Annotated in this window: 24 protein-coding genes; 14 read left to right on the top strand and 10 right to left on the bottom strand. The window is 36.1% G+C overall.

What is annotated here, in order from left to right; genetic code table 11:
• Positions 1 to 4: 4 nt before the first annotated feature.
• Positions 5 to 2,497 (bottom strand): type I DNA topoisomerase, encoded by a 2,493-nt coding sequence (topA, locus tag Q0972_RS06570; protein ID WP_299364015.1) that lies wholly within the window; start codon positions 2,495 to 2,497, stop codon positions 5 to 7.
• 162 nt (positions 2,498 to 2,659) lie between these two features.
• Positions 2,660 to 3,103 (bottom strand): hypothetical protein, encoded by a 444-nt coding sequence (locus Q0972_RS06565; RefSeq protein ID WP_299364013.1) that lies wholly within the window; start codon positions 3,101 to 3,103, stop codon positions 2,660 to 2,662.
• A 224-nt stretch (positions 3,104 to 3,327) separates the two neighbouring features.
• Between Q0972_RS06565 and miaB the strand changes: the two genes are divergently transcribed.
• From miaB to Q0972_RS06505, 12 genes are all read left to right on the top strand, one after another.
• Positions 3,328 to 4,782 carry a tRNA (N6-isopentenyl adenosine(37)-C2)-methylthiotransferase MiaB gene (gene miaB / locus Q0972_RS06560; protein ID WP_299364011.1) on the top strand — a complete coding sequence of 485 codons (1,455 nt, stop codon included), beginning with the start codon at positions 3,328 to 3,330 and terminating at the stop codon, positions 4,780 to 4,782.
• A 7-nt stretch (positions 4,783 to 4,789) separates the two neighbouring features.
• Entirely contained in the window at positions 4,790 to 5,746 is a 957-nt protein-coding gene (locus Q0972_RS06555; protein WP_299364009.1) for a hypothetical protein, read from the top strand.
• Between the two features lie 25 nt (positions 5,747 to 5,771).
• Entirely contained in the window at positions 5,772 to 7,043 is a 1,272-nt protein-coding gene (locus tag Q0972_RS06550) for a sigma-54-dependent Fis family transcriptional regulator (RefSeq protein ID WP_299364006.1), read from the top strand.
• Between the two features lie 32 nt (positions 7,044 to 7,075).
• Positions 7,076 to 8,044: a hypothetical protein gene (locus Q0972_RS06545; RefSeq protein ID WP_299364004.1), complete on the top strand. Its 969-nt coding sequence runs from the start codon at positions 7,076 to 7,078 to the stop codon at positions 8,042 to 8,044.
• Positions 8,045 to 8,152: 108 nt separating this feature from the next.
• Positions 8,153 to 8,350: a hypothetical protein gene (locus Q0972_RS06540; RefSeq protein WP_299364001.1), complete on the top strand. Its 198-nt coding sequence runs from the start codon at positions 8,153 to 8,155 to the stop codon at positions 8,348 to 8,350.
• Positions 8,351 to 8,860: an LptE family protein gene (locus tag Q0972_RS06535; protein WP_299363999.1), complete on the top strand. Its 510-nt coding sequence runs from the start codon at positions 8,351 to 8,353 to the stop codon at positions 8,858 to 8,860.
• Positions 8,861 to 8,863: 3 nt separating this feature from the next.
• Positions 8,864 to 9,784 (top strand): hypothetical protein, encoded by a 921-nt coding sequence (locus tag Q0972_RS06530; RefSeq protein WP_299363997.1) that lies wholly within the window; start codon positions 8,864 to 8,866, stop codon positions 9,782 to 9,784.
• 1 nt (position 9,785) lies between these two features.
• Positions 9,786 to 10,133, top strand: coding sequence for a preprotein translocase subunit SecG (gene secG, locus Q0972_RS06525; protein ID WP_299363995.1), 348 nt, complete (start codon positions 9,786 to 9,788; stop codon positions 10,131 to 10,133).
• 169 nt (positions 10,134 to 10,302) lie between these two features.
• A complete protein-coding gene (gene groES / locus Q0972_RS06520) occupies positions 10,303 to 10,578 on the top strand; it encodes a co-chaperone GroES (RefSeq protein ID WP_224476726.1) in 276 nt (91 codons plus the stop codon).
• 34 nt (positions 10,579 to 10,612) lie between these two features.
• Entirely contained in the window at positions 10,613 to 10,963 is a 351-nt protein-coding gene (locus Q0972_RS06515; RefSeq protein WP_299363992.1) for a four helix bundle protein, read from the top strand.
• A gap of 41 nt (positions 10,964 to 11,004) precedes the next feature.
• Positions 11,005 to 12,636, top strand: a complete 1,632-nt coding sequence (groL, locus tag Q0972_RS06510) for a chaperonin GroEL (protein ID WP_299363990.1) — start codon at positions 11,005 to 11,007, stop codon at positions 12,634 to 12,636.
• 166 nt (positions 12,637 to 12,802) lie between these two features.
• Entirely contained in the window at positions 12,803 to 13,609 is an 807-nt protein-coding gene (locus Q0972_RS06505) for a DNA alkylation repair protein (protein WP_299363987.1), read from the top strand.
• A 38-nt stretch (positions 13,610 to 13,647) separates the two neighbouring features.
• Here Q0972_RS06505 and Q0972_RS06500 read toward each other — a convergent pair whose 3' ends face one another.
• The 5 genes from Q0972_RS06500 to xrtF all read right to left on the bottom strand — a co-directional run bounded on the left by Q0972_RS06500 (position 13,648) and on the right by xrtF (position 18,069).
• Entirely contained in the window at positions 13,648 to 14,025 is a 378-nt protein-coding gene (locus Q0972_RS06500; RefSeq protein WP_299363985.1) for a heavy-metal-associated domain-containing protein, read from the bottom strand.
• A gap of 193 nt (positions 14,026 to 14,218) precedes the next feature.
• Complete coding sequence (locus Q0972_RS06495) at positions 14,219 to 16,474, bottom strand: TonB-dependent receptor (RefSeq protein WP_299363983.1); 2,256 nt, start codon at positions 16,472 to 16,474, stop codon at positions 14,219 to 14,221.
• 162 nt (positions 16,475 to 16,636) lie between these two features.
• Entirely contained in the window at positions 16,637 to 17,047 is a 411-nt protein-coding gene (locus Q0972_RS06490; protein WP_299363980.1) for a hypothetical protein, read from the bottom strand.
• Between the two features lie 49 nt (positions 17,048 to 17,096).
• On the bottom strand, positions 17,097 to 17,525 hold the full coding sequence (locus Q0972_RS06485; protein WP_299363978.1) for an exosortase F system-associated protein: 429 nt from the start codon (positions 17,523 to 17,525) through the stop codon (positions 17,097 to 17,099).
• Complete coding sequence (xrtF, locus tag Q0972_RS06480; RefSeq protein ID WP_299363976.1) at positions 17,518 to 18,069, bottom strand: exosortase family protein XrtF; 552 nt, start codon at positions 18,067 to 18,069, stop codon at positions 17,518 to 17,520. Before xrtF ends, Q0972_RS06485 begins: the two co-directional genes overlap by 8 nt.
• Before the next feature lie 92 nt (positions 18,070 to 18,161).
• Here xrtF and Q0972_RS06475 point away from each other — a divergent pair, with 92 nt between their 5' ends.
• A complete protein-coding gene (locus Q0972_RS06475; protein WP_299363973.1) occupies positions 18,162 to 18,620 on the top strand; it encodes a GAF domain-containing protein in 459 nt (152 codons plus the stop codon).
• Between the two features lie 52 nt (positions 18,621 to 18,672).
• Here Q0972_RS06475 and Q0972_RS06470 read toward each other — a convergent pair whose 3' ends face one another.
• On the bottom strand, positions 18,673 to 19,926 hold the full coding sequence (locus tag Q0972_RS06470) for an ABC transporter permease (RefSeq protein WP_299363971.1): 1,254 nt from the start codon (positions 19,924 to 19,926) through the stop codon (positions 18,673 to 18,675).
• Between the two features lie 82 nt (positions 19,927 to 20,008).
• A complete protein-coding gene (locus Q0972_RS06465; protein ID WP_299363970.1) occupies positions 20,009 to 21,262 on the bottom strand; it encodes an ABC transporter permease in 1,254 nt (417 codons plus the stop codon).
• A 143-nt stretch (positions 21,263 to 21,405) separates the two neighbouring features.
• On the opposite strand from Q0972_RS06465, the gene purH reads away from it, so the two are divergent.
• Positions 21,406 to 22,935, top strand: coding sequence for a bifunctional phosphoribosylaminoimidazolecarboxamide formyltransferase/IMP cyclohydrolase (gene purH, locus Q0972_RS06460; protein ID WP_299363968.1), 1,530 nt, complete (start codon positions 21,406 to 21,408; stop codon positions 22,933 to 22,935).
• Between the two features lie 80 nt (positions 22,936 to 23,015).
• Here the strand turns inward: purH and Q0972_RS06455 are convergent.
• Positions 23,016 to 23,910: T9SS type A sorting domain-containing protein (locus Q0972_RS06455; RefSeq protein WP_299363966.1), on the bottom strand; the 895-nt coding region annotated here is incomplete at its 5' end.

The raw sequence follows: 23,910 nt of genomic DNA, 5'->3' as shown, positions 1-23,910 counted from the left end.
TCTATTATTTCTTTTTAGCCGGTGCTTTTTTTGTTTTCTTTTTAGGTGCGTTTTTCTCGAGAATGGCTGTTGCTTCTTCTAGCGTCATATCAGAGACATCAACGGTTTTGGCTAGTTCAACTTTCTGCTTCCCCTTAATAACATTGTGCCTCCCCCATCTTGCCTTTTCTACTCTTATGCCTTCATCTTCCCAAACATGGATAAGCTTGTCTTTCTCCTTTTGAATTTTATCTTCGATCAAAGTTACGATGTCTTCTTCAGATAAGTTGTCCCAATCGTATTTTTTATTAACATTTATAAACATGTTGTTCCACTTTATAAATGGTCCAAAACGACCTTTCCCTTTAGTCACTTCCAATCCTTGGTACTTATATATTGGAGCATCAGCTTTTTCTTTCTGTTTTATATAGATTATGGCTTCATCCAAATCTATACCGAGCGGATCTACACCTTTTGGTAAGGATACAAACTTTTTACCAAAACGAACATATGGACCAAAACGACCATTATTCACCTCAACCTCATCGTCCTTGTAATGACCTAAAGCTTTAGGTAACTTAAATAAATCCATAGCCTCTTCAAACGTGATAGAACTCAACTGTTGATCTGGCGATAGACTTGCAAACTTTGGTTTTTCTTCATCCTCTACGGTACCAACTTGGACCATAGGTCCAAATTTTCCTAGGCGTACACTCACTTGACGACCTGTTTTAGGGTCCACCCCTAGGATACGTTCGCCCGATTCACGCTCTGCATTTTCCTGAACATCTTCAACCTGAGGGTGAAATCCTTTGTAGAAGTCTTTCATCATTGCCTTCCAATCTTCCTTACCCTCAGCTATATCATCAAAGCTTTCTTCTACTTTAGCTGTAAAATTATAATCTAGGATATTTTCAAAATGGTTAACCAGAAAATCGGTTACTATCATTCCTGTATCTGTGGGTACTAGTTTACCTTTATTGGCCCCTACTTTTTCAGAAAGTAATATATTATTGATTGTACCATTTTGCAAAGTCAGCTGTTGATAATTTCTCTCTTCTCCTTCATTGGATCCCTTTTCTATATAATTTCTGTTCTGAATTGTTGATATGGTAGGCGCATATGTCGAAGGACGTCCTATACCCAATTCCTCTAACTGTTTAACCAACGAGGCTTCGGTATATCTAGAAGGTGGTCTGGTAAAACGTTGTGTTGCTGTAATATATTTATTATTAAGCTCCTCGCCTATCTCCATATGTGGTAAAATACCTTCTTGCTCTGCATCTTCATCATCGGTGCCTTCCAAATAAACTTTAAGGAACCCATCAAATGTAATGATCTCTCCATTTGCAATGAATTGCTCGCTTATCTTATTAGATGCATTAACTTTAATCCTTAAGCTCGTACGTTCTAATTTAGCATCACTCATTTGCGAAGCAATAGCTCGTTTCCATATCAAATCGTATAGTCTCGCTTGGTCTCTCTCAACATTTACTGTTTGGTTACCAAAATCAGTTGGTCTGATGGCTTCATGAGCTTCTTGTGCTCCTTTGGATTTTCCTTTATAATTTCTTGGATTACTGTATGAAACCCCATAAGTCGAAATGATTTCACTTTCTGCACTTTTTCTTGCTTCTTCAGATAAGTTTACACTATCTGTTCTCATGTAAGTAATAAGACCAGCTTCATATAGACGTTGGGCATTACTCATAGTCCGGCTCACAGAAAATCCTAATTTTCTAGAGGCTTCTTGTTGTAGTGTAGATGTTGTAAAAGGTGCAGCCGGTGATTTCTTAGCAGGTTTTTTCTGTAGATCCGAAACTTGATACGAAGCTTCTTTATTAGCTTTTAAAAAATCTAGTGCTTCTTCTTCTGAACTAAAGTTCTTTGGGAGTTTTGCTTTAAATGATTTACCTTCTTGAGATGTAAATTCTGCATCAATCCTATAAGACGTATTGGTCTTGAAATTTTGAATATCTCTTTCGCGCTCTACAATTAATCTTACTGAAACCGATTGTACCCTACCTGCGGATAAACCTCCTTTAACTTTTCTCCAAAGAACGGGCGAGAGTTCATATCCTACTATGCGGTCTAAAACACGTCTGGCTTGTTGTGCATCAACTAAATTGTAATCGATACTTCTGGGATTCTCAATAGCCTTTTTAATTGCTCCTTTAGTAATCTCATGAAACACAATACGTTTTGTTTTGTCCTTATCTAGACCTAAAGCTTCAGCTAAATGCCATGCTATAGCTTCTCCCTCTCTATCTTCATCACTTGCCAGCCAAACCATTTCTGCTTTTTTGGCTAATTCCTTAAGCTTTTTTACAATATCTCTCTTGTCGCTAGAGACTCTATATTTAGGTTCAAAATCGCCATCTACATCAACGCCTAGCTCTTTTGACGGTAAGTCGGAGATATGCCCAAAACTCGACTCAACTTTATAATCCTTTCCTAAAAATTTTTCTATGGTTTTTGCTTTGGCAGGTGACTCAACTATGACTAGATTCTTCGGCATACTTTATTTTTTGAGGTTACAAATGTATAGGAAAATTAAGTTACAATCCTAATTTGGTCTTAAATACAGCGCATTTTAACTTCTCTTTAATTATCACAAAACAAAAAACCTTGCGAAAAACAAGGCTTAATAGATTTGCGAAAAATTTGTAATATTTTACTTTTAATATGTATAGGTTATTGGCTCATCGAACCCTTCTAGATTAAGAATTATTTCACTTTCACCCTCCACTCTCAATGTTGAAAGGTCGAAAATCTGTACAGCGCTAATTTCTGCAAGACACGCTTCATCATTAATCAAAAATAGTTTAATGGAACGTTGGGGCGGGGAAGTTTCCTGTACTTCACCAGAATCTATCAATTGCATGATCCATGTAGAGCCATCACATCCAGTTGCTGAGAAATTTATAGACATACAATCATCGGTTATATCTACACCAATTATGCTATATAGACTAGTGGCACCGTTCTGAAATGTACCACTATCTATTAGTGCAAAGGTACCACAATTATCCGGTAAGTCTGTATTTGCGTCATCTTCAAAACACTGAAAATTTAATAAAAACAAGGCGTATAACAGTATATGACTAAACTTTCTAAAATTCATCCTCTTTTTTTTATAAGACGTAAAAATATAAAAAGGTTGCATTAAAATACTACTTTTTTTTATCAAGCTTCGAATTATCAGTTGCAATATCAAAACCTACTCGCTATTAACAAACTAAATATATGGCTGACACTTTGTCATAATCCCTAAAATAATACTATCTTTGCATGTTTATTGAGTTTACACAGAACATTAAGACTTTTCGTATTAGCGAAATATTTAGAATGGAAAAAATTATCGACGAGAACAAACAAGGGGAAGCCTTAATATTAGATCAAAAAGAGGGAAATCAAAAAAAACTCTTTATTGAGAGTTATGGTTGCCAAATGAATTTTAGTGATAGTGAGATAGTAGCCTCTATATTATCTAATCAAGGTTATAATACCACACAGAGTTTAGAAGATGCCGATTTGGTTCTGGTTAACACATGCTCTATCAGGGACAAAGCCGAGCAAACTGTAAGAAAGCGTTTAAAATACTATAATACAATTAAAGACAAAAATCCAAATATGAAAGTTGGAGTTTTGGGTTGTATGGCAGAACGCTTAAAAACAAAATTCCTCGAAGAAGAAAAAATCGTTGATTTAGTTGTTGGACCAGATGCTTACAAAGACTTACCCAACCTTTTATCCGAAGTTGAAGAAGGCAGGGAAGCTATAAATGTTATTCTCTCTAAAGAAGAAACCTACGGCGATATTTCTCCTGTAAGATTGAATAGTAACGGAGTTACTGCTTTTGTATCTATTACCAGAGGCTGTGATAATATGTGTACATTTTGCGTTGTACCCTTTACCAGAGGCAGGGAACGCAGTAGAGATCCTCAGAGTGTTATAGAAGAAGTTAATGACCTATGGGGTAAGGGCTATAGAGAGGTGACGCTTTTAGGCCAAAATGTAGACAGTTATCTATGGTATGGTGGTGGTTTGAAAAAAGATTTTGATAAAGCCTCAGAACTACAAAAAGCGACAGCAGTAAACTTTGCTAAACTACTTGAGTTATGTGCCAAGGCACAACCCAAAATGCGTTTTCGTTTTTCTACATCGAACCCTCAGGATATGACCATTGATGTTATAGAAACCATGGCTAAATACGAAAATATCTGTAATTATATACATCTACCAGTACAAAGTGGAAGTAATCGTATTTTAAAAGCTATGAACCGCTTACATACCAGAGAAGAGTATTTTGAGCTTATAGACAATATCCGTCGAATTATCCCTGATGTTGGTATTAGCCAAGACATGATTGCCGGATTTCCTACGGAAACCGAAGAAGATCATCAAGACACTCTGACCTTAATGGACTATGTTAAATACGACTATGGTTTTATGTTTGCCTATTCTGAGCGCCCTGGTACATTAGCAGGTCGCAAAATGGAAGATGATATACCTGCAGACGTTAAGAAGAGACGGCTTAACGAAATCCAAGCACTACAAAGAAGACATAGTTTATATAGAGCCCAACAGCACGTTGGAAAAACTCAGGAAGTCTTAATCGAAAAAACATCGAGAAAATCTGATGCCCATTGGGCAGGTAGAAACAACCAAAACATGGTTGCAGTATTCCCGAAAGAACACTATAAACCAGGTGACTTTGTTAATATAAAAATATTAGATTGTACCAGTGCTACACTTATTGGTAAAGCAGTTGGCTATTCTAAAAACAACGAATTAAATTAATATTTCAATGAAAAAATTATTATTGTCCTTTTTAATCTTGGCGTTATTAACCGCTTGTGACAACGAACCTATAGATTCTGATTTAACCGAACAAAGTGGAGGAGGTGATGATGGTGGTGGCGATGATGTCGGAGGTGGCAGTGGAAGCGAAAGTGGAGATTTAACCCTTTCGGTCTTTGAACTTGACACTGATATCTCAATTGAGTTTTTTGGCCTTACACTTCGCACCATAACCAACTCTGATATCAATATATCCGACGATAAAATAGTATCGAGCAATATTGTTTTAGAAGTTGAAGGAACACCCTCGGAAACCGAAACTCAAACATACACACGTAACAATGAGGGACAAATTATAAGTAATATTTCTGTAAATACTAGTGGAGTCACAACAAATGAATATTTGATTACTTACACAGATGGTCGCATCTCTCAAATCACGTATGACTATTTTGAAGATGATTTTGATGACTATGTTTATAATTTCGAATATGCAGACAATACCATCACTCGGACAGAAGTCGGCTCGAGCATATCTACAGTATTCACTTTAGATGGTTTTGACCGTATCATAAAAAAAGAATCATTCGATGGTGGTTTTTCCATTCAGAGCGAAACTATTACCTACAATGGTGTAGGAAATATTAATAGTAGCCTGGGTACTGGAGAATTAGATAGTGATTATTCGTATACTTTTGATGATAATACCAATCCCTTGCAAGTAGTTTATAATGATAATTATTTGCTCAACTTCCTCGCAGATGAGTACTCTGATGAAATTGGCCAATACATTGCCCAATTTCATTCCACAAATAATTGGACCGGCATTTCTTCTGATGAAGACACATTCACTTTCGATTTAGAATACAATTCAGTCGGAAGAATCACTAGACGCGATGTTGACTATAGTTTTGGTGATGTTTTTTCGGTCAGCATGGACGAAGAATTTAATTACGTCAATTAATACAAGTATTACGAAAGATAGTTTAATGGAATCCATTCAAGCCATAAAGCAACGCTTTGGTATTATAGGGAACGACCCTAAACTTAATCGTGCTATAGAAAAGGCGATCCAGGTGGCGGCCACAGATATTTCTGTATTAGTTACCGGAGAAAGCGGCGTTGGTAAAGAGAGTATTCCAAAAATCATACACCAGCTCTCACATCGTAAACATGGTAAGTACATTGCGGTTAACTGCGGAGCTATACCAGAAGGCACTATAGACAGTGAACTTTTTGGTCATGAAAAAGGCGCTTTTACTGGTGCTACACAAACACGTTCGGGTTATTTCGAAGTAGCAGATGGTGGCACCATATTCTTAGATGAAGTTGGTGAATTACCATTAACCACTCAAGTAAGATTGCTACGTGTTTTGGAAAATGGAGAGTTTATAAAAGTAGGTTCTAGTAAGGTTCAAAAAACCAATGTAAGAATCGTAGCAGCTACGAATGTCAATATGTTCGAAGCCATAAAACGCGAAAAGTTTAGAGAAGATCTTTACTACCGTTTGAGTACGATTGAAATTAATTTACCAGCCCTTCGCGAGCGTAAAGACGATATCCATTTACTGTTTAGAAAATTTGCAAGCGACTTTGCACTTAAATACAAAATGCCTACCATAAAGCTAACAGACGATGCCATTGCATTGCTACTAAAATATAGATGGAACGGAAATATCCGTCAACTGAGAAATGTGGCCGAACAAGTTTCTGTATTAGAACACAACCGAACTATTAATGCGCAAACCCTTCAGACTTATCTTCCCAATACAGGAACCAATCTACCAGCTGTAGTTAACAGCACCAAAAATGATAGTGATTTTAGCAATGAACGAGAGATACTTTACAAAGTCCTGTTTGACATGAAAAGTGACCTTAACGATCTAAAGAAACTCACTATGGAGCTGATGAAGAAGGACAGTGTGTCTGATGTTCAGAAAGAACATGAACATCTTATCCAGAAAATATATGGCGATAAAACCAATGAGGGATTTGAAACTGCATCAACCGTTGATAACCTAGAGGTCTTATCCATACCAGAACATACGGAATCTAGTGACCCGACCACAGTAGAAGTTGAAGACAAATATCATTTTGCCGAAGAAATTGAAGAAGAAGAAACCTTATCTTTACAGGATAAGGAACTCGAATTGATTAAAAAATCCTTGGAACGCCACAAAGGGAAACGTAAACTTGCGGCTGCCGAATTAGGCATCAGCGAGCGTACTTTATATCGCAAAATTAAACAATACGATCTGTAGTTTTTTATCTTAGTATATCTAAACTTAACAATATGAGAACAATTCTACTAATTATAATCTATAGCCTATTTTTTGTTTCGTGTAATAATACAGACGAAACCAATGAAATTACACCAGATCCTACAACAATTGCAGAATACCATCAACTTAATCTAGATGGTTCAATAAAATCAAGATATAAATTTGATGAAAACGGAAGATTAGAATCTCTAGAAACCCAAGAAAACACTTATACTTATAATTTTAATGAGTCTAACCAATTAACATCTATTGCTAGTATTAATGGTACAATGGAAACTACGTTGTATAGCATTTCATACGATGAAAATAATAGAATAACTCAAGTTAATGATAGAACTTTTGTGTATAATCCAACTATTACAGACTATATTCCAATAGATGATTTTCTCCTAGACAACCCAAACGATTATAATTTTTACATAGAAGACTCTAGCTTTAGTGGACCGGACTCACTTCCTGAGCCCGACGATGAAAACGAAGCGGTATTTTCATTTAGATTATTATTCGAAGGAGAAAATGGTCTAATAAGAGAGATACATGGAGGATATGGTTACCATGTGTATTATTTTCCTGACGGTACAACATACCAAGAAGCAGCTTTTGATCATTATGTTCTCAATTATTCAGACCAAAATATTGTTTTATATGGTAATGTTGACGCAGATTCAACCCCATCTTATGATGATAGTCTTAATCCCTTGTTTCAAGAAAACACAAATTTTGTCTATGTATTCTCGTTTCTCCAAGATATTGGAAATACACTAACGAATATGCTTTTTAATCCGCACTTGCTTTCTAAAAACAACATGGATAGTACAGATCACCCCGAAAATCCACATCACGAAGAGTACACTTATGATTTTAACACATTAAGCCTACCCGTAAGTAGTATTGTACGTTCTTACTTTGTTGGTGTCTTAGAGAATGAATATGTATCAGCAAAATATTATTACCAAGGAGATGACATCCCTCCTAATTAATCTGGTATTTTTGAAAACTTTATGACATCAGCCACAAGAAATTACTTTTTTAAAAGTTCTACTTCAAAGTTGAGTCTACAAAATTCAAACTCAAGAGAAATACAAAGCATGAAAGCAGTAGAAATATTTATGATCCGAAAGTCATTTAGACCAAACAGTTCTGAAGCCATTCGCAAAGAAGCCGAAGACCTAATCAATGAAAAGCATTATCAAGGATATCGACTCATCAATGTGGATTTTGATGTTGCCGATAATGCAGGTTATATCTATGCTTTTGTGACTATGAAACGGCCAAACACCTATTAAATGAAAGTTTTAAAATACATCTTAACATTATTCATTTTATGTGCTCTTTTAACTGCCTGTAAAGTCACTTATTCGTTTACGGGAGCCGATACTGGTAATGCCGAAACATTTCAAGTCAATTTCTTTCAGAATAATGCCGATTTGGTAGAACCAGGTTTGGACATCGATTTTACAAATGCGTTGCAAGATTTAATTCAAAACCAAACAAGTCTCAACTTGGTAAATTCTGGTGGTGACTTGCTTTTTGAAGGTGAAATAACAGAATACCGAATTGCGCCTATGACGGCTACTGCAGAAAATACTGCAGCACAAAACCGATTAACAATCGGTGTCAATGTACGCTATTTCAATACACTAGACGAAGAAAAAGATTTTGAGCAAAGTTTCTCATTCTTCTATGATTTTGATGCCGACGCACAATTGGCAGGCGCAATTAAGGATGAAGCTTTCGAAGTCATTTTTGAACGTTTAACCCAAGATATTTTTAATACTTCATTAGCGAATTGGTAACCTATGCTAGTCAAAGAACTCACATATCTTTTACAACACCCTGAGGCAATAACCAACTCCCAGACAGAGGCACTTTCTGAAAGAATTAATGAGTTCCCTTACTTTCAACCATTACGTGCTTTATATCTTAAAGGCCTAAAACAAAAAGAAAGCTACAAGTATAACAGTACATTAAAAATCACAGCAGCGCATACAACAGACCGTAGCGTATTGTTCGATTATATAACTTCAGAAGTATTTAACCAAAACGAAATTTCAGAGCAAATAAAGCAAAACTCACAACACATTAAAGCATTGGAGGTTAGTGATGTTGACGATATTTCAGTAAATAAAAGTGTAACCATCGATGATGCACTAAAGGAACACATTAAAGCTACTGAGGGTGTTTTAGATCCTGACCTATTTAAAGCTAAAATAGATCCTGTATCACAAGTAGAAGCTCCAAAGATTGAAGATTCCATCATTGCTGTTGATGTCGCTAATATTACACCAGCAGAGCAACTTAATATTGGAAAACCTTTAGAATTCGATAAAAACGAGAGCCATTCATTTACCGAATGGTTAAAGATCACAAACTTTAAGCCTATTGTGAGAGAAGAAAGCTCCACGGCAAAAGTTGAACTCGAGAGTAAAACAACACAACCTCTCCAAAACAAATTGGATCTTATAGACAAATTCATTACTGAAAATCCTAGGATAAAACCGGTAACAGGCCATACGCCAAAACCTAAATTAATCAATAATGAAGATGATGTCTCTGAGAACTTAATGACAGAAACTTTGGCACGTATTTATTTAGAGCAGAAAAACTATGACAAAGCCATTCAATCTTATAAAATTTTAAGTTTGAAATATCCAGAAAAAAGTAGTTTCTTTGCAGACCAAATAAAATTGGTAGAAGAATTAAAAGATAATACAAAATAAAATGAGTCCATTTACTATATTCTTAATATTAATTGTTGTAGTAGCTTTTTTATTAGTTGCTGTAATTATGGTTCAAAATCCTAAAGGAGGTGGTCTTTCATCATCATTTGGTGGTGGTGGCACCCAGCAATTGGGTGGTGTAAAGAAAACTGGTGATTTTTTAGACAAAAGTACTTGGTTTTTGGCTACAGCACTAATTGTTTTAATCTTAGCTTCTAACTTAACACTAGACGGTGGTAATGGTGTCGGCTCTACAGCTTTAGATGAAGATGAAGCCACTGAAACGCCAGCTACATTACCATCTACATCAGAAGACACAACTAATTTAAATGACTCCATAGGTGGATAATTAATTTTATACATTATTTAAAGATTTAAAGCCGGCTTTTAGAGTTGGCTTTTTCATTTCCAAAAAATACAGGTATTACTGTAAGTTTGTCAGTTGTTTTGACTTGGCATAATTTTCGAATAACGCTATAGCGTTAAAACAATAATTAATTATAAAAAATTCAAATAGAATGAGCTTAAACATTAAACCTTTAGCAGATCGCGTTCTCGTAGAACCGATGGAAGCAGAAACAACTACAGCTTCTGGTATTATTATTCCAGATAATGCTAAAGAAAAACCGCAAAAGGGAACTGTTGTTGCTGTTGGCAACGGAAAAAAAGATGAACCCTTAACTGTTAAGGTTGGTGACACTGTATTGTACGGAAAATATGGAGGCACTGAATTAAAACTAGAAGGTAAAGACTATTTAATGATGCGCGAGAGCGACATTCTGGCAATTGTTTAATCAGCTTTAAGCAGTTAGCCTTAAGCTCCAAGCGATGAGAGATTTTAAAAAATATGATATTTGGGAATTAAGCCATGCTTTTGCACTTAAGATATACGAAGTATCCCAGTCATTTCCCAAAGAAGAAATCTACGGAGTAATCTCTCAAATTCGAAGAGCTTCTTCATCAATCCCAACAAATATTAGTGAGGGCTGCGGAAGAACTAGTGATACTGAATTCAATCGTTTTTTAACAATAGCTCTGGGCTCAGCTTGTGAAGCAGAATACTTAATTATTCTATCTAAAGACTTAAACTATATCGATAGTGAATCATTCATGAAATTGAATGAAGAAATCAATACAATTAAAAGAAAAATCTATACACTAAAACAAAAATTAAACTAACGCCTAAAGCATATGGCTAAGGGCATAAAGCATATTAAAAAATGGCAAAAGATATAAAATTTGATATTGAAGCACGCGACGGACTAAAACGCGGAGTCGATGCTTTGGCAAACGCAGTAAAAGTAACATTAGGTCCTAAAGGTCGAAATGTTATTGTAGGTAAATCGTTTGGAGCACCACAGGTTACAAAAGATGGAGTTTCTGTGGCAAAAGAAATTGAGCTAGAAGACGAATTAGAAAACATGGGAGCACAAATGGTAAAAGAAGTGGCTTCTAAAACTAACGATCTAGCTGGTGATGGTACAACAACCGCCACTGTTTTAGCCCAAGCCATCGTAAAAGAAGGACTTAAAAATGTCGCTGCTGGTGCAAACCCAATGGACTTAAAACGTGGTATTGAAAAAGCCGTAAATGCCATTACTTCCGATTTAGAAAAACAAGCTAAAAAAGTAGGCAATTCATCAGAGAAGATTCAGCAAGTAGCCTCAATCTCTGCAAATAATGACAATACCATTGGTGAATTAATTGCAGAAGCTTTTGGTAAGGTAGGTAAAGAAGGTGTTATTACAGTTGAAGAAGCAAAAGGTACTGACACATATGTTGATGTTGTTGAAGGTATGCAATTCGACAGAGGCTATTTGTCACCTTACTTTGTAACTGACGCAGACAAAATGGTTGCTGATCTTGAAAACCCTTACATCTTATTATTCGACAAAAAGATTTCTAACTTACAAGAAATTCTTCCAATACTAGAACCTGTTGCACAATCTGGTCGTCCATTATTAATTATCGCAGAAGACGTTGAAGGGCAAGCTTTAGCAACCTTAGTGGTTAACAAACTACGTGGAGGATTAAAAATTGCAGCAGTAAAAGCTCCAGGATTTGGTGACAGACGTAAAGCCATGCTCGAGGATATCGCCATCTTAACAGGAGGAACCGTTATTTCTGAAGAAAGAGGTTTTTCTCTTGAGAACGCTGACCTTTCAATGCTAGGAACTGCAGAGTCTGTAATGATTGATAAAGACAATACGACGATAGTTAATGGAAACGGAAAGTCTTCGGACATTAAGGCACGCGTTAACCAAATTAAAGCGCAGATAGAAACTACAACGTCAGATTACGACAAAGAAAAACTTCAAGAGCGTTTAGCCAAATTAGCTGGTGGCGTTGCAGTGCTATATGTTGGTGCGGCTTCTGAAGTTGAAATGAAAGAAAAGAAAGATCGTGTTGACGATGCCTTACATGCTACTAGAGCAGCGGTTGAAGAAGGTATCGTTGCTGGTGGTGGTGTAGCTTTGGTAAGAGCTAAGAAAACACTTGAAAAGCTAGAAACTGAAAATCTAGACGAAACTACAGGTGTGCAAATCGTGAATAAGGCGATTGAGTCTCCATTGCGAACTATCGTAGAAAATGCTGGTGGTGAAGGTTCAGTAGTCATCAACAAAGTTTTAGAAGGTAAGAAAGACTTTGGTTACGATGCTAAAAACGAAGAATATGTAGATATGCTTAAGGAAGGGATTATTGACCCTAAGAAAGTAACACGTATCGCTTTAGAGAATGCAGCTTCTGTTGCTGGTATGATCTTAACCACTGAATGTGCTTTAGTTGATATAAAAGAAGAAACTCCAGCTATGCCTCCAATGGGTGGCGGTGGAATGCCTGGCATGATGTAGTCCATAGCACGGACAGGCAAAAAGCTCATTTTTACGGATAATTGTGAGTAAAAATATTGCTACATTGAAAAGCCTTTGATGAAAATCAAGGGCTTTTTATTTTACAGTGACTATTTTTATAACTTAGAAGTATGAAACTCTTCAAGATAGCAGTAAATACAGGAAAATGATACCAGAACACATACAAAACCGAAAAGGTGCCAGAAGTTTAAAAGATTTGGATACTGAAGTCATAGACTACCTCAATAAAGGTTTAGTGGAAACCAAAAACCTGATGGAATGGTTGGCCACAGATCAATTGGCATTATTAAAACTAGTACTAAACGATTTAGGTAAAAATGATTGGTATCCAAATTTTGAAGTCGCCGTAAATGCGCAAAAAAAGCCTACAGCAAATAGCAATACTAAAATAATTGGTGAAACTTTGGGTTTATTGACTTCTGATAAATCAATTTACAAAACCTTAAAAGCACATACTTCAGATTTGGTACGATGTTGGGCCTGTTGGGCGGAAGGCACACATCATGATGCAGTTACAGACTTAATTAAAGCCATGCAAGTTTATGCTTCCGATGCTCATTTTGGTGTTCGTGAAGTTGTGATTTTTGCAAGTAAGGAACGGATGATTGAAGATTTAGACACTGCCATATCCATATTATCAAAATGGACTATTAACGAAAATGAGAATATTCGTCGTTTTGCGATTGAGTCGCTTCGCCCTGTAGGTGTTTGGACAAAAAAGATTCCTACTTTTCAAGAATCTCCCGAAAGAGGATTACCCCTATTAGAACCCTTAAAATCCGACCCGTCAAAGTATGTACGCGACTCTGTTGGCAATTGGCTCAATGACGCCAGCAAATCTAAACCCAGTTGGGTGATTTCGGTATGTAAGAGATGGGAAAAAGAATCTGCGACCAAAGAGACGGCCTATATAATCAAGAAGGCCTTGAGAACGATTAATAAAGGAAAATAAAAAAGCCTGAACTATCGATTCAGGCTTTTCTTTTACTTTTAGTTCTTGTTTTCTGTTTTCTTTTCTCCCTCATGGTCTTTTACAACATCTTTATCGCGATATTTACAGCATGGATGTACCGAATCATAAGCTTCATCGGTTGCTTTAATTTCTTTAGTGTCGTGACCAACGTCTGCTAACTTTTGAGCTATAGTTTTTAAATCGGTTTTACGCTCATCATAAATCAATTGAAGCTCGTGGGTATCTATATTCCAAACGGCAGATTTTACACCTTTAGTGCGTATGGCTGCTTTTTCTATTCGTGCTTTGCACATCTCACAAACACCATCGACTTCGATAGTGGCTTTTGCATTTTTGTCTTGCGCAAAGGTTGCTGTTGTAATTAATACTGTAAAAATTAAAATTATTTGTTTCATTTCATTTCGTTTTTGTCATTGCGAGACTTTAAAAAAGTCGTGGCAATCTTTCTAATTTAAATGACCGTTTCGTCAGGTCGAGTGATTTCGATGTTATCGAAATCGTATCGAGACCTTTTCAATACTTCTCGATACAATTCAGGTTTGATTTCGCATTTACTCAATCATACATCTGAATCACTCGAAGTGACAGTTAGTTTATTCTAAAGCGTAATCCTGCGTAATAGAGACTTCCAAAAATGGGTCCATACACAAAATTACTATCAAAATTTGATCCAAAAGGATCATCCGGACTAATAATGGGATCAGATTGCCTTACATTAGTTACATTTTCTCCACCTAAATATACTTCAAATTTAGGAGAAAAGACTTTTGTAACTTGCAAGTTCAATGTCCCAACCGTTGGTGAAAACTCATCCAATTGAAACTCTGGTGTACTCAGCTCCGTACTCGGAAAACGTTGCGAATCCAACCAATTATAAGTCGCATCAAATTTCCATTGGCTTCCATTATCACTTATTTTAGTTTCGTAAGCTGCATTAGCAAACAAACGGTTTTCTGGAATCAGTGGTTTTTCTAATCGTCCTGAATTATAATCCGTTTTTATATCGTAATACTTGTAGGCTGTTCTTAAATCAAAACCTTCAAAAGCGTTATAATTAAATTCAAACTGAAAGCTATTGGCATAGCTTTTACCATCAAGGTTGTAAAAGCTGATTTCAAAAGGATTCTCCCAATCCACTACCACTTGATTTTGAAAATCGGTTCTGTAAAAATCAAATGTCACATCGGCTTTTCTGTTAAATAGACTAAAACCTTGGAGATAACTGACACCATAATTCCAAGCAATTTCTGGATCCAAACCGTAGATCTTTCCTCCTGCATTTTGAATATTTATCTGCCTAGAACTCGAAAACAGATTCTGATTTTCAACAAAAATATTAGCACTGCGCTTACCACGTCCAACGGATGCTCTAAAAGCCGATCTTTCCCAAGGTGTGTAACGCACATGCAAACGGGGTGTTACAAAAAAGCCTAGTCGATTATGCTGATCTACACGTACACCTGCAGTCATCGTCAATTTATCCAAATTGTCATAGGCATACTCAAAAAAGGTGCCTATGGAATTTTCTGTACGCTCAAACGTTTGTGTGTTTACCAGTTCGTCATAATGGTCATAGGTAAAGCTTACACCCGTTTTTATCTTGTGGCGCGAGTCTGAGATGATACTGTTGTAAACCAAATTTGAATAAAAGCTATTATGCTGAATATCATAGATATTCAAACCAAAATAGGAATCTTGCCTATGATGGCTAAAAGCCGTTTGAAAGCCTAGACTTTGGTGAGGAACCTCTGGGTTAACGTATCCCATTTTAGTAGTGATATCAATACGCTCTGTATTAATTTCACTTCCCCAAGCTTGCCCTCCACTCAGCACAGGGTTTCTCGGATTAAAACTATCTGGATTAAAGCTAACTTGCCCAGCTTGTTTTTCATCATATAAATACCTTAGATTAATAAAGCTCACCACTCCTTTTTCTGGGTCGGTATATTGCCATCTGTTCATCACATTGATTTGATTAAACAACGGCATATCTAAAAATCCATCGTCATTAACATCATGTTTTTCTTGATGGGTATTACCATGCAAGTATAAACCCATTCTCCATTTATCGGATACCTTAGTATTAAAATGCGTATTTAGTTCCAACCGTTCACTTGTCGCCCCATAAGCGTTGAGATAAAACTTATCATCGGTAGCTGGTTTTACCAATTCTGTATTGATCTGTCCTGTAATACTTTCAAAACCGTTGACAACGCTTCCTGCTCCTTTTGTAATTTGGATACTCTCTACCCAAGTCCCTGGAATAAAACTTAATCCATAGGCCTGAGAAGCACCACGAATTGCAGGAATATTTTCCGTTGTAATCAGTATGTAAGGTGAGTTTAAGCCCAACATTTTTATTTGTTTGGTCCCTGAAACAGCATCGGCAAAATTAACATCGATTGACGGATTGGTTTCAAAACTCTCGGATAAATTACAGCAAGCAGCTTTTAATAATTCTTCAGCACTAACGGTAAATGTGTTGGTGGCTTTTAAGTACGATTTAGATGTGGTTTGTTTTCGGGACGTTACAGTAACGGCATCAAGCTCATCAGAAGCCTGTAAAACATGCCTAATAAACTTGTTTTCTGTAACTGTTAATGTATCCGTTTTAAAACCAACATAGCTAATCACTAACTTATTAAACGAAAATTTATAAGGTAATGAAAAGGTACCATCATCTGCTGTAATCGTACCAATGGACGAACCCAGCCAATATATATTGGCTCCCGATAGCGGCATTTCCTTAGAAACACTCGATTCTAGAACGATGCCTTTTAATTGTTCTTGCGCTGTTATGGTGTGCAACAAGAACATAAATATTATAATTAAATATGTCTTCATTTATTTTGATTGTAGGTATGACTTGAAATAAGCATTTCTACTGTCACATAGAGCGCACGCGTATAGTTGAAGCTTCTCTACCGTGGTAGCTTTTGCTACTAAGGCGAAGTCGGCTAGCGTAAGCACAGTCGAAATGCAATTATGCGTTATACTATACTACAATCAAATGAGGTAAGTTTCGTCTAAAACCTGTATGTCCCTTATGAGCAAGGGAGGCGAATAGTCTTTGTGTGGAATTATTTGTTTTGGAAGACTTTCGTAAAGATTTACAAAAGCATATGCGTAGGCAACTAAGACTTGCTCCTGAATAATATCTAAATCTTCAAAAGCTTTTATAGTGATTTCATCTTGGCCTTCAACAATATCAATCTCGTTCTTGCAACAGGAATTCTTAGTGATTTCCTGGCTTTCACTCTTAGAGTCACCACAGCATTTATCAACATCAGTAAATACAGCAACATCTACCAAAACGCCTCCACAGAAATGTTTTTCTATAGCCACTGACAAAGTAGATACCAGCACTAAAAGTGCCAATACTATTGAAAATACTTTATATGGAAGGGACAATTTCATAATGCAAAGTTACGAAAATGCAATTAGTATGGCAGAAATTATAAAATCCTTAACGATTCAATTTATAATAATAAAAAGCTGGCAAAAGCAGAATTAATCCTATAGGCTGAATTAAAAAACGTCTTACATTAAAAAATAAGTAATAGTCTTCTTGCCTTGGATTAATGACAAAATATAAAAACGGAATAAGCAATAGCACATACGCAATACCATACAGCAAAACCGAGAACTTTATCATTATCTTGTCATTAAATATGAGGTAAAGAATACCTAATGATGCCAATGTATTGAGTAAAAATCTAAGGCTTGTAAAAAATATGAGCTTTACCACCTCACGCCTGGGATTGTCGATATACAAATAATCATTTTCAAAAAATGTTAAGTATGGATCATAGAATAAGTAGTCTTCAAATCCACGAATGGCTGCCAAAACGAGAATCAGTAAAAAGACAAATATGTAACGTGTTAATTTAGGCATTGGTCTTCACAGATTTTGAAAAACGATTCACCCAAACCATCCAAAGTAAAAACACAGTCCCGTAAATCAACATTGGAAAAATCACCTTATGCAAAATCTCCTCTCTCCATGGGTAATGATACAAACCAGCAGATAGTATAACAATACGGATTAAGTTAAAGGCATAGATAATAATGCTTCCTGCAAAGCAATAGAAAATAGTAGTTTTAAGCTTACCTGCAAAAGCCACAATAAATGACATGAATAAAATAATAATGCTTAAGGCATTGCAGCCTTCAATCACTCTGGCAATAAATTTTCCGTTAATAATAACTTTTATTGAAGGTTCATCGGGATGTGGCAGAACTTCGGCATTATAACCAATACTATTCAGTAAGGTATTGGTTTGTCTTGCTACTAAGTTGGTCATATAATCAGGATAAAACTTAGAACCATCCGAAAGGCTTAAATATAAATGGTGACCAATAGTCAATACACCATAAACCACTAAAAAAGTGATTATGAAACGAATAACCAATTTATATTTTGTTAAGAGTTCTCTCAATAAAAAAGATGTATGAGTTTGCTGTTAAATTTATGAAAACCCTATTTTAAAATTGAACGTTTTAAATACTTTTACCAAAAGTTTATACAATTATGACCTTTGAAACCTTAAAACCTGAAATAAAAAAAATTGTTGCACAAACTGACTTAAGTGTAGACGCACGTCTTCTTAATATTTGCGAACTACTAGAAGCTCATATCGATTACTATAATTGGGTAGGTTTCTATTTTAAGAACGGCGATAAGATGGAACTAAAGCTAGGACCTTATGTTGGTGAGGCTACAGATCATACCATTATTCCTTTTGGCAAAGGTATTTGCGGGCAAGTTGCTGTTAGCAACCAAAACTTTGTGGTACCAGATGTGTCGGCGCAAGATAACTACATTGCCTGTAGTATAACCGTTAAAGCTGAAATCGTAGTTCCTATTTTTGTTAATGGTGAAAATATTGGCCAGATAGATATTGACTCCAACACTGCCGACCCTTTTACCGAAGCTGATGAACGGTTTTTGGAATTTGTCTGTAAGGAAGTTGCAAAAATTTTAGGCTAGAATGAGATTGTCAACTTGGCAAAGTATTGGCTCCTAACTCCTAACCAAAATACTACATTCCAGTTCTAATTGCTTCTACAGGATCTAATCTTGATGCGGTAAGAGCCGGAATTACACCAGAAATCAATCCAATAAATGAAGAGATTGAAAACCCTAGTAACATATTTTTTGTAGATAGTACAAACTCAAAGTCCTCGGTAACATTATTCCCTATTAGTGTTCCAATCCAAACCATTACCAATCCGATTAAACCTCCAACCAAAGCTAGTATGATAGCTTCAAACAAAAACTGAAACAAAATAAATCTATTCTTAGCGCCTAATGATTTTTGAATCCCTATTAAATTGGTGCGTTCTTTTACGCTCACAAACATAATATTAGCGATACCAAATCCTCCTACCAAGAGTGAAAAACCACTGATTACCCAACCTATGGTATTCATAGTCCCAATGATTCTATCTATAGCATCCTGTAAACCAGAGATGATATTAATGAAGAACGAATCGATTTCGTCGGGTTTAAGACCTCTTCTATTTCGTAAAATCTGTACCACATCTGCCTTTAGGCCTGCAATATCGACCCCTTTTTTAGGTTTAATAATAACTATGTTTTTGAAGTTTTCATTATTATCACCATAACGATTTCTAACGTAGTTAGCAGGCAAAAAAATAGAAATATCGTTACTGTCACCAAATAGACCAGAACCCTCTTTTTTTACCACTCCAATAACCGTAAATTTTTGCCCATAAATACGTACTTTCTTTCCTATGGGCTCTAGGTTCCCAAATAATGATTTTGCAATCTCTGAACCAATGACAACAACAGGTTTTCCTGCATTAGATTCGGATTCGTTATAAAAACGACCTTTATCAAACTCTAAATATTGAATATCGGTAAACTCATTAGAAACTACTACAGTATTAACGCTACTGACCAATTCAGACTCGTATCTAATATTTTCGCGTCTAACAAACAACTGGAAAGCAACGTACTCGGCATCTGTTAAACCAGCTTTTAGAAACTTATATTCATTGTACGAAATCTCATCAAACGTTTCGTATTTCCATCTAGGGACTTCAGTAGGGCCAAAAGAAATATTGGCCACATACATAGTATTACTATCCAATGAACTGAGTTGAGACTTTATTTGTTTGTCCAAAGAATCTACTGCAGCAAGCACAGCTATAATAGAAAATATTCCTATGGTTACACCCAATAAAGATAAAAAGGTACGAAGCTTATTATTTCTTAATGCGTTAAAAGCAAATGAGAAACTCTCTTTAAGTAAGCGCAAGTATAATAGCATAGAGCATCATTAATAGATGCCTAAAGATAATGGCTTTACTTTATAAAAAAGGTTATAAAATGCTTAAAATATCTACAAGAATCTACATTCCTGTTCTTATCGCTTCGACTGGGTCTAAGCGTGATGCTGAAAATGCAGGGATAACACCAGAAATCAATCCAATAAGAGTCGATAGAGCAAAACCTAAGAACATATTACCAACGGACAATACAAATCTAAAATCTTCACCCACAATACCGTTCATTATCAGGGACGTAATCCAAACAAGGAACAATCCAATAAAACCGCCAACAATAGCTAAAATTACAGCCTCAAATAAAAATTGAAACATTATAAAACGGTTTTTGGCGCCCAAAGACTTTTGAATTCCAATTAAATTAGTACGCTCTTTTACACTAACAAACATAATATTAGCAATACCAAAACCTCCCACTAACAACGAAAAACCACTGATGACCCAACCTACAAGATTTAATGTTCCGATAATCGCATCTATAAACGACACCAAACCCGAAAGTTTATTGATAAAGAAATCATCATCCTCGTCTGCCTTAAGACCTCTGTATGCCCTGAATTTTTGTCTTAATACGTTTTCAAAAGCACCTATATCCACACCCGCTTTTGGTTTAATGACTACTGCTCCAGGCAAACCATCAACACCTCCATTTCTAAATCGTCGTACAAAATTTGCTGGCACAAATCCTTTGCCATCGGGCGAATCACCTAAAGTAGATCCATACTTTTTAAGTACTCCTACAACTGTTAGCTTTCTGCCATAGACCCTAATTACCTTTCCAATTGGATTTGATTCACCAAACAAATTTTCAGCCAATTCAGAACCAATCACAATGACTGGTGCCCCTGTGTCAGACTCTAACTCCGAATAAAATCTTCCTTGCTCAACTTTTAAATCATCGATTACATAAATACCATGTGATATAGGCGTTATCTCAACATTACTTACTGTTTCAGCTTGATAACGTACGGTTTCATTTCCACCAAATATAACATAAGCCGATTCTTCAATATCTGGGATATTGCGTCTTACAAATTCATAATCATCATACTCCGTTTGAGGGAAATTATCGCGTTTCCAGCGTGGAACATCAGTAGGACCGAATGAATACTTGGTAAGATACATTGTATTCTTATCTAAACCTGAAAGATTTTCTTTTATATCTCTATCCAAAGAGTCAACTGCAGCTAAAACGGCAATGATAGAGAAAATGCCAACCGTTACGCCTAAGAGTGATAAAAATGTACGCAGTTTATTGTTTCTAAGTGCATTTAGTGCAAACGCAAAACTCTCCTTAAAAACCCTCAAATAGACAAGCATAAATTGACTGTTTTAAAACATTTTAAACATAGGACGTTTTCAACAATGTATTGTTACAAAAAACTTAAAGAAACTAGCTTAACCCATACAATTATCGTGTTGATTATTTTATTTTTGCACCATCAAAATCACAACACAATATTATGAATAGTAAAACTATATCCTCTGCACTGATTTCCGTATTTAGTAAAGATGGATTAGAACCAATAGTAAAAAAACTAGCCGATCTCAACGTTACGATTTACTCAACAGGAGGAACAGAAAAGTTTATTAAGAATTTGGGTATTGATGTGGTGCCTATTGAAGAAGTTACCTCTTATCCTTCTATTCTTGGAGGGCGTGTAAAAACATTACACCCCAAAGTTTTTGGTGGTATTTTAAATCGACAAAATCACGATGGCGATATCGCTGAATTAGCAGAATATGAGATTCCTCAAATCGATTTGGTCATAGTTGACCTCTACCCTTTTGAAAAAACCGTAGCTTCTGGGGCAAGCAATCAGGATATCATCGAAAAAATAGACATTGGAGGGATCTCTCTGATTAGAGCGGCAGCTAAAAATTACGCCGATGTCACCTGTGTATCCTCAGTCGAAGATTATTCTGAATTTTTAGAATTACTAGAGACAAAACATGGGGAAACATCTGAAGATGACAGAAAACGATTTGCAACAAAGGCTTTTAATGTGTCATCCCATTATGATACTGCTATTTTCAATTATTTCAATAAAAATAATGACGAAGCAGTTCTTAAAATAAGTGAGACCAAAGGTAAGGTGTTGCGCTATGGTGAAAATCCACACCAGAAAGGGTTTTTCTTTGGTGATTTTGATGCTATGTTTACCAAATTACATGGTAAAGAATTAAGCTATAATAATTTATTGGATGTAGATGCAGCCGTAAATTTAATCTTAGAGTTTAAAGGAGAAGATCCAACATTCGCCATCTTAAAACACAACAATGCCTGTGGTTTTGCGCAGCGAAAAACCGTTCATCAAGCCTACCTAAGTGCCTTAGCAGGCGATCCTGTCTCGGCATTTGGTGGTATTTTAATTAGCAATACTGAAATTGATAAGGTTACAGCAGAAGAAATTCACAAACTATTCTGCGAAGTCGTCATTGCACCTTCTTTTACTGAAGAAGCTTTAGAAATTTTAAAAGGCAAGAAAAAAAGAATTCTTTTGATACTTAACGATGTAGACCTTCCAAAAACTACAGTTAGAACATGCTTGAACGGTGTCTTGGTTCAAGATCGTGATGCTAAGACCGACACTTTGGAAGACTTAAAAACCGTAACAAATTCATCTCCTACCCAAAATGAACTTGAAGATCTCATCTTCGCTTCAAAGTTGTGCAAACACACAAAATCCAATACTATTGTTTTGGTCAAAAATAAGCAGTTATGTGCTAGTGGTACGGGTCAAACGAGTCGGGTAGATGCACTCAATCAGGCCATTCACAAAGCAAAAACCTTTTATTTTGATCTAGAAGGTGCAGTAATGGCCAGCGATGCGTTCTTTCCGTTTCCCGACTGTGTCGAAATAGCACATAAAGCTGGTATTACTGCGGTTATTCAACCAGGTGGTTCTATTAAAGATGAATTAAGCATCATTTATTGTGATGAAAATGATGTTGCCATGGTGTTTACAGGAACACGTCACTTCAAGCATTAAAATTTAGAACTAACAAATAAAAAAGAGCATCAAATTTTGATGCTCTTTCTTTTTTAAACAAACATTTACAAAAACTGTAGCTAGTTTTTAATCACGCGTTTCACTATTCTATTTCCTGATGCTATATCAATAATATTCATAAAATAAGTACCATTTTCTAAGTTGCTGATATCAACAGTCATATCATCTTCATTTGTCAAATTACCAACATACACCTGCTTACCTAATATATCAATAACCTGAATTTCCAAGTCTAATGTCCTATTCTCTTGAAATGTAATATTTACAATACCTCTTGAAGGATTTGGATAAACACTAAAATCGAAAGCAGCATCAAAATCATTAAGACTTAAAGCATCACAATCCGTACCAGTGAACCGTGTCACAGAAATAGGATTGGACAGATCAAAACAACCTGACAAATCGACTACATTCGTTGCAGTTGCTAATCCTATGTCTCCCGTATATCTTAAGTACCAGATATCACAAATCCCTGCTGGTGCACCTTCCAAATTGAATGGCCCTGCTGTAGGAGTTCCCAAAATATCACCAGTCGCTTGATCGGTGATGACCCATGTAGAACTATCTCCTGACAATACACCAGCATCAACAAACTCCACATCAATTAAATCATCAACGCCTTCACCTACACAAATAGAAAGAGTAGTATCCGTAGTACCAGCGATTTGGATCGCTCCTCCATTAACCGCGTTTCTAGATACTGAGATCGGGTTCGATAGGTCAAAGCATCCCGATAGGTCTGCTACATTGGTTGCCGTCCCTAAACCGATATCACCTGTGTAGCGTAAGTACCAAATATCGCAGATTCCTGTCGGTGCACCCTCTAGATTAAAGCCTCCCGCCGGTTGCATCGCTGGTGCGCCCAAAATATCGCCTGTGGCTTGGTCCGTAATGACCCACGTAGAACTATCGCCTGATAGTACGCTCATGTCAACAAACTCTACGGGAATAAGA

The organism is Winogradskyella sp., assembly GCF_028282165.1.
Classification (GTDB): Bacteria; Bacteroidota; Bacteroidia; order Flavobacteriales; family Flavobacteriaceae; genus Winogradskyella.
Note: the sequence above shows the minus strand (reverse complement) of the source record. Positions and strands in the feature narration are given on the sequence as shown.

What these genes read in the sequence shown, in the direction of transcription:
- topA (WP_299364015.1), bottom strand. Translation starts at nt 2,497, where the DNA reads ATGCCGAAGAATCTAGTCATAGTTGAGTCACCTGCCAAAGCAAAAACC.
- Q0972_RS06565 (WP_299364013.1), bottom strand. Translation starts at nt 3,103, where the DNA reads ATGAATTTTAGAAAGTTTAGTCATATACTGTTATACGCCTTGTTTTTA.
- miaB (WP_299364011.1), top strand. Translation starts at nt 3,328, where the DNA reads ATGGAAAAAATTATCGACGAGAACAAACAAGGGGAAGCCTTAATATTA.
- Q0972_RS06555 (WP_299364009.1), top strand. Translation starts at nt 4,790, where the DNA reads ATGAAAAAATTATTATTGTCCTTTTTAATCTTGGCGTTATTAACCGCT.
- Q0972_RS06550 (WP_299364006.1), top strand. Translation starts at nt 5,772, where the DNA reads ATGGAATCCATTCAAGCCATAAAGCAACGCTTTGGTATTATAGGGAAC.
- Q0972_RS06545 (WP_299364004.1), top strand. Translation starts at nt 7,076, where the DNA reads ATGAGAACAATTCTACTAATTATAATCTATAGCCTATTTTTTGTTTCG.
- Q0972_RS06540 (WP_299364001.1), top strand. Translation starts at nt 8,153, where the DNA reads ATGAAAGCAGTAGAAATATTTATGATCCGAAAGTCATTTAGACCAAAC.
- Q0972_RS06535 (WP_299363999.1), top strand. Translation starts at nt 8,351, where the DNA reads ATGAAAGTTTTAAAATACATCTTAACATTATTCATTTTATGTGCTCTT.
- Q0972_RS06530 (WP_299363997.1), top strand. Translation starts at nt 8,864, where the DNA reads ATGCTAGTCAAAGAACTCACATATCTTTTACAACACCCTGAGGCAATA.
- secG (WP_299363995.1), top strand. Translation starts at nt 9,786, where the DNA reads ATGAGTCCATTTACTATATTCTTAATATTAATTGTTGTAGTAGCTTTT.
- groES (WP_224476726.1), top strand. Translation starts at nt 10,303, where the DNA reads ATGAGCTTAAACATTAAACCTTTAGCAGATCGCGTTCTCGTAGAACCG.
- Q0972_RS06515 (WP_299363992.1), top strand. Translation starts at nt 10,613, where the DNA reads ATGAGAGATTTTAAAAAATATGATATTTGGGAATTAAGCCATGCTTTT.
- groL (WP_299363990.1), top strand. Translation starts at nt 11,005, where the DNA reads ATGGCAAAAGATATAAAATTTGATATTGAAGCACGCGACGGACTAAAA.
- Q0972_RS06505 (WP_299363987.1), top strand. Translation starts at nt 12,803, where the DNA reads ATGATACCAGAACACATACAAAACCGAAAAGGTGCCAGAAGTTTAAAA.
- Q0972_RS06500 (WP_299363985.1), bottom strand. Translation starts at nt 14,025, where the DNA reads ATGAAACAAATAATTTTAATTTTTACAGTATTAATTACAACAGCAACC.
- Q0972_RS06495 (WP_299363983.1), bottom strand. Translation starts at nt 16,474, where the DNA reads ATGAAGACATATTTAATTATAATATTTATGTTCTTGTTGCACACCATA.
- Q0972_RS06490 (WP_299363980.1), bottom strand. Translation starts at nt 17,047, where the DNA reads ATGAAATTGTCCCTTCCATATAAAGTATTTTCAATAGTATTGGCACTT.
- Q0972_RS06485 (WP_299363978.1), bottom strand. Translation starts at nt 17,525, where the DNA reads ATGCCTAAATTAACACGTTACATATTTGTCTTTTTACTGATTCTCGTT.
- Q0972_RS06475 (WP_299363973.1), top strand. Translation starts at nt 18,162, where the DNA reads ATGACCTTTGAAACCTTAAAACCTGAAATAAAAAAAATTGTTGCACAA.
- Q0972_RS06470 (WP_299363971.1), bottom strand. Translation starts at nt 19,926, where the DNA reads ATGCTATTATACTTGCGCTTACTTAAAGAGAGTTTCTCATTTGCTTTT.
- Q0972_RS06465 (WP_299363970.1), bottom strand. Translation starts at nt 21,262, where the DNA reads ATGCTTGTCTATTTGAGGGTTTTTAAGGAGAGTTTTGCGTTTGCACTA.
- purH (WP_299363968.1), top strand. Translation starts at nt 21,406, where the DNA reads ATGAATAGTAAAACTATATCCTCTGCACTGATTTCCGTATTTAGTAAA.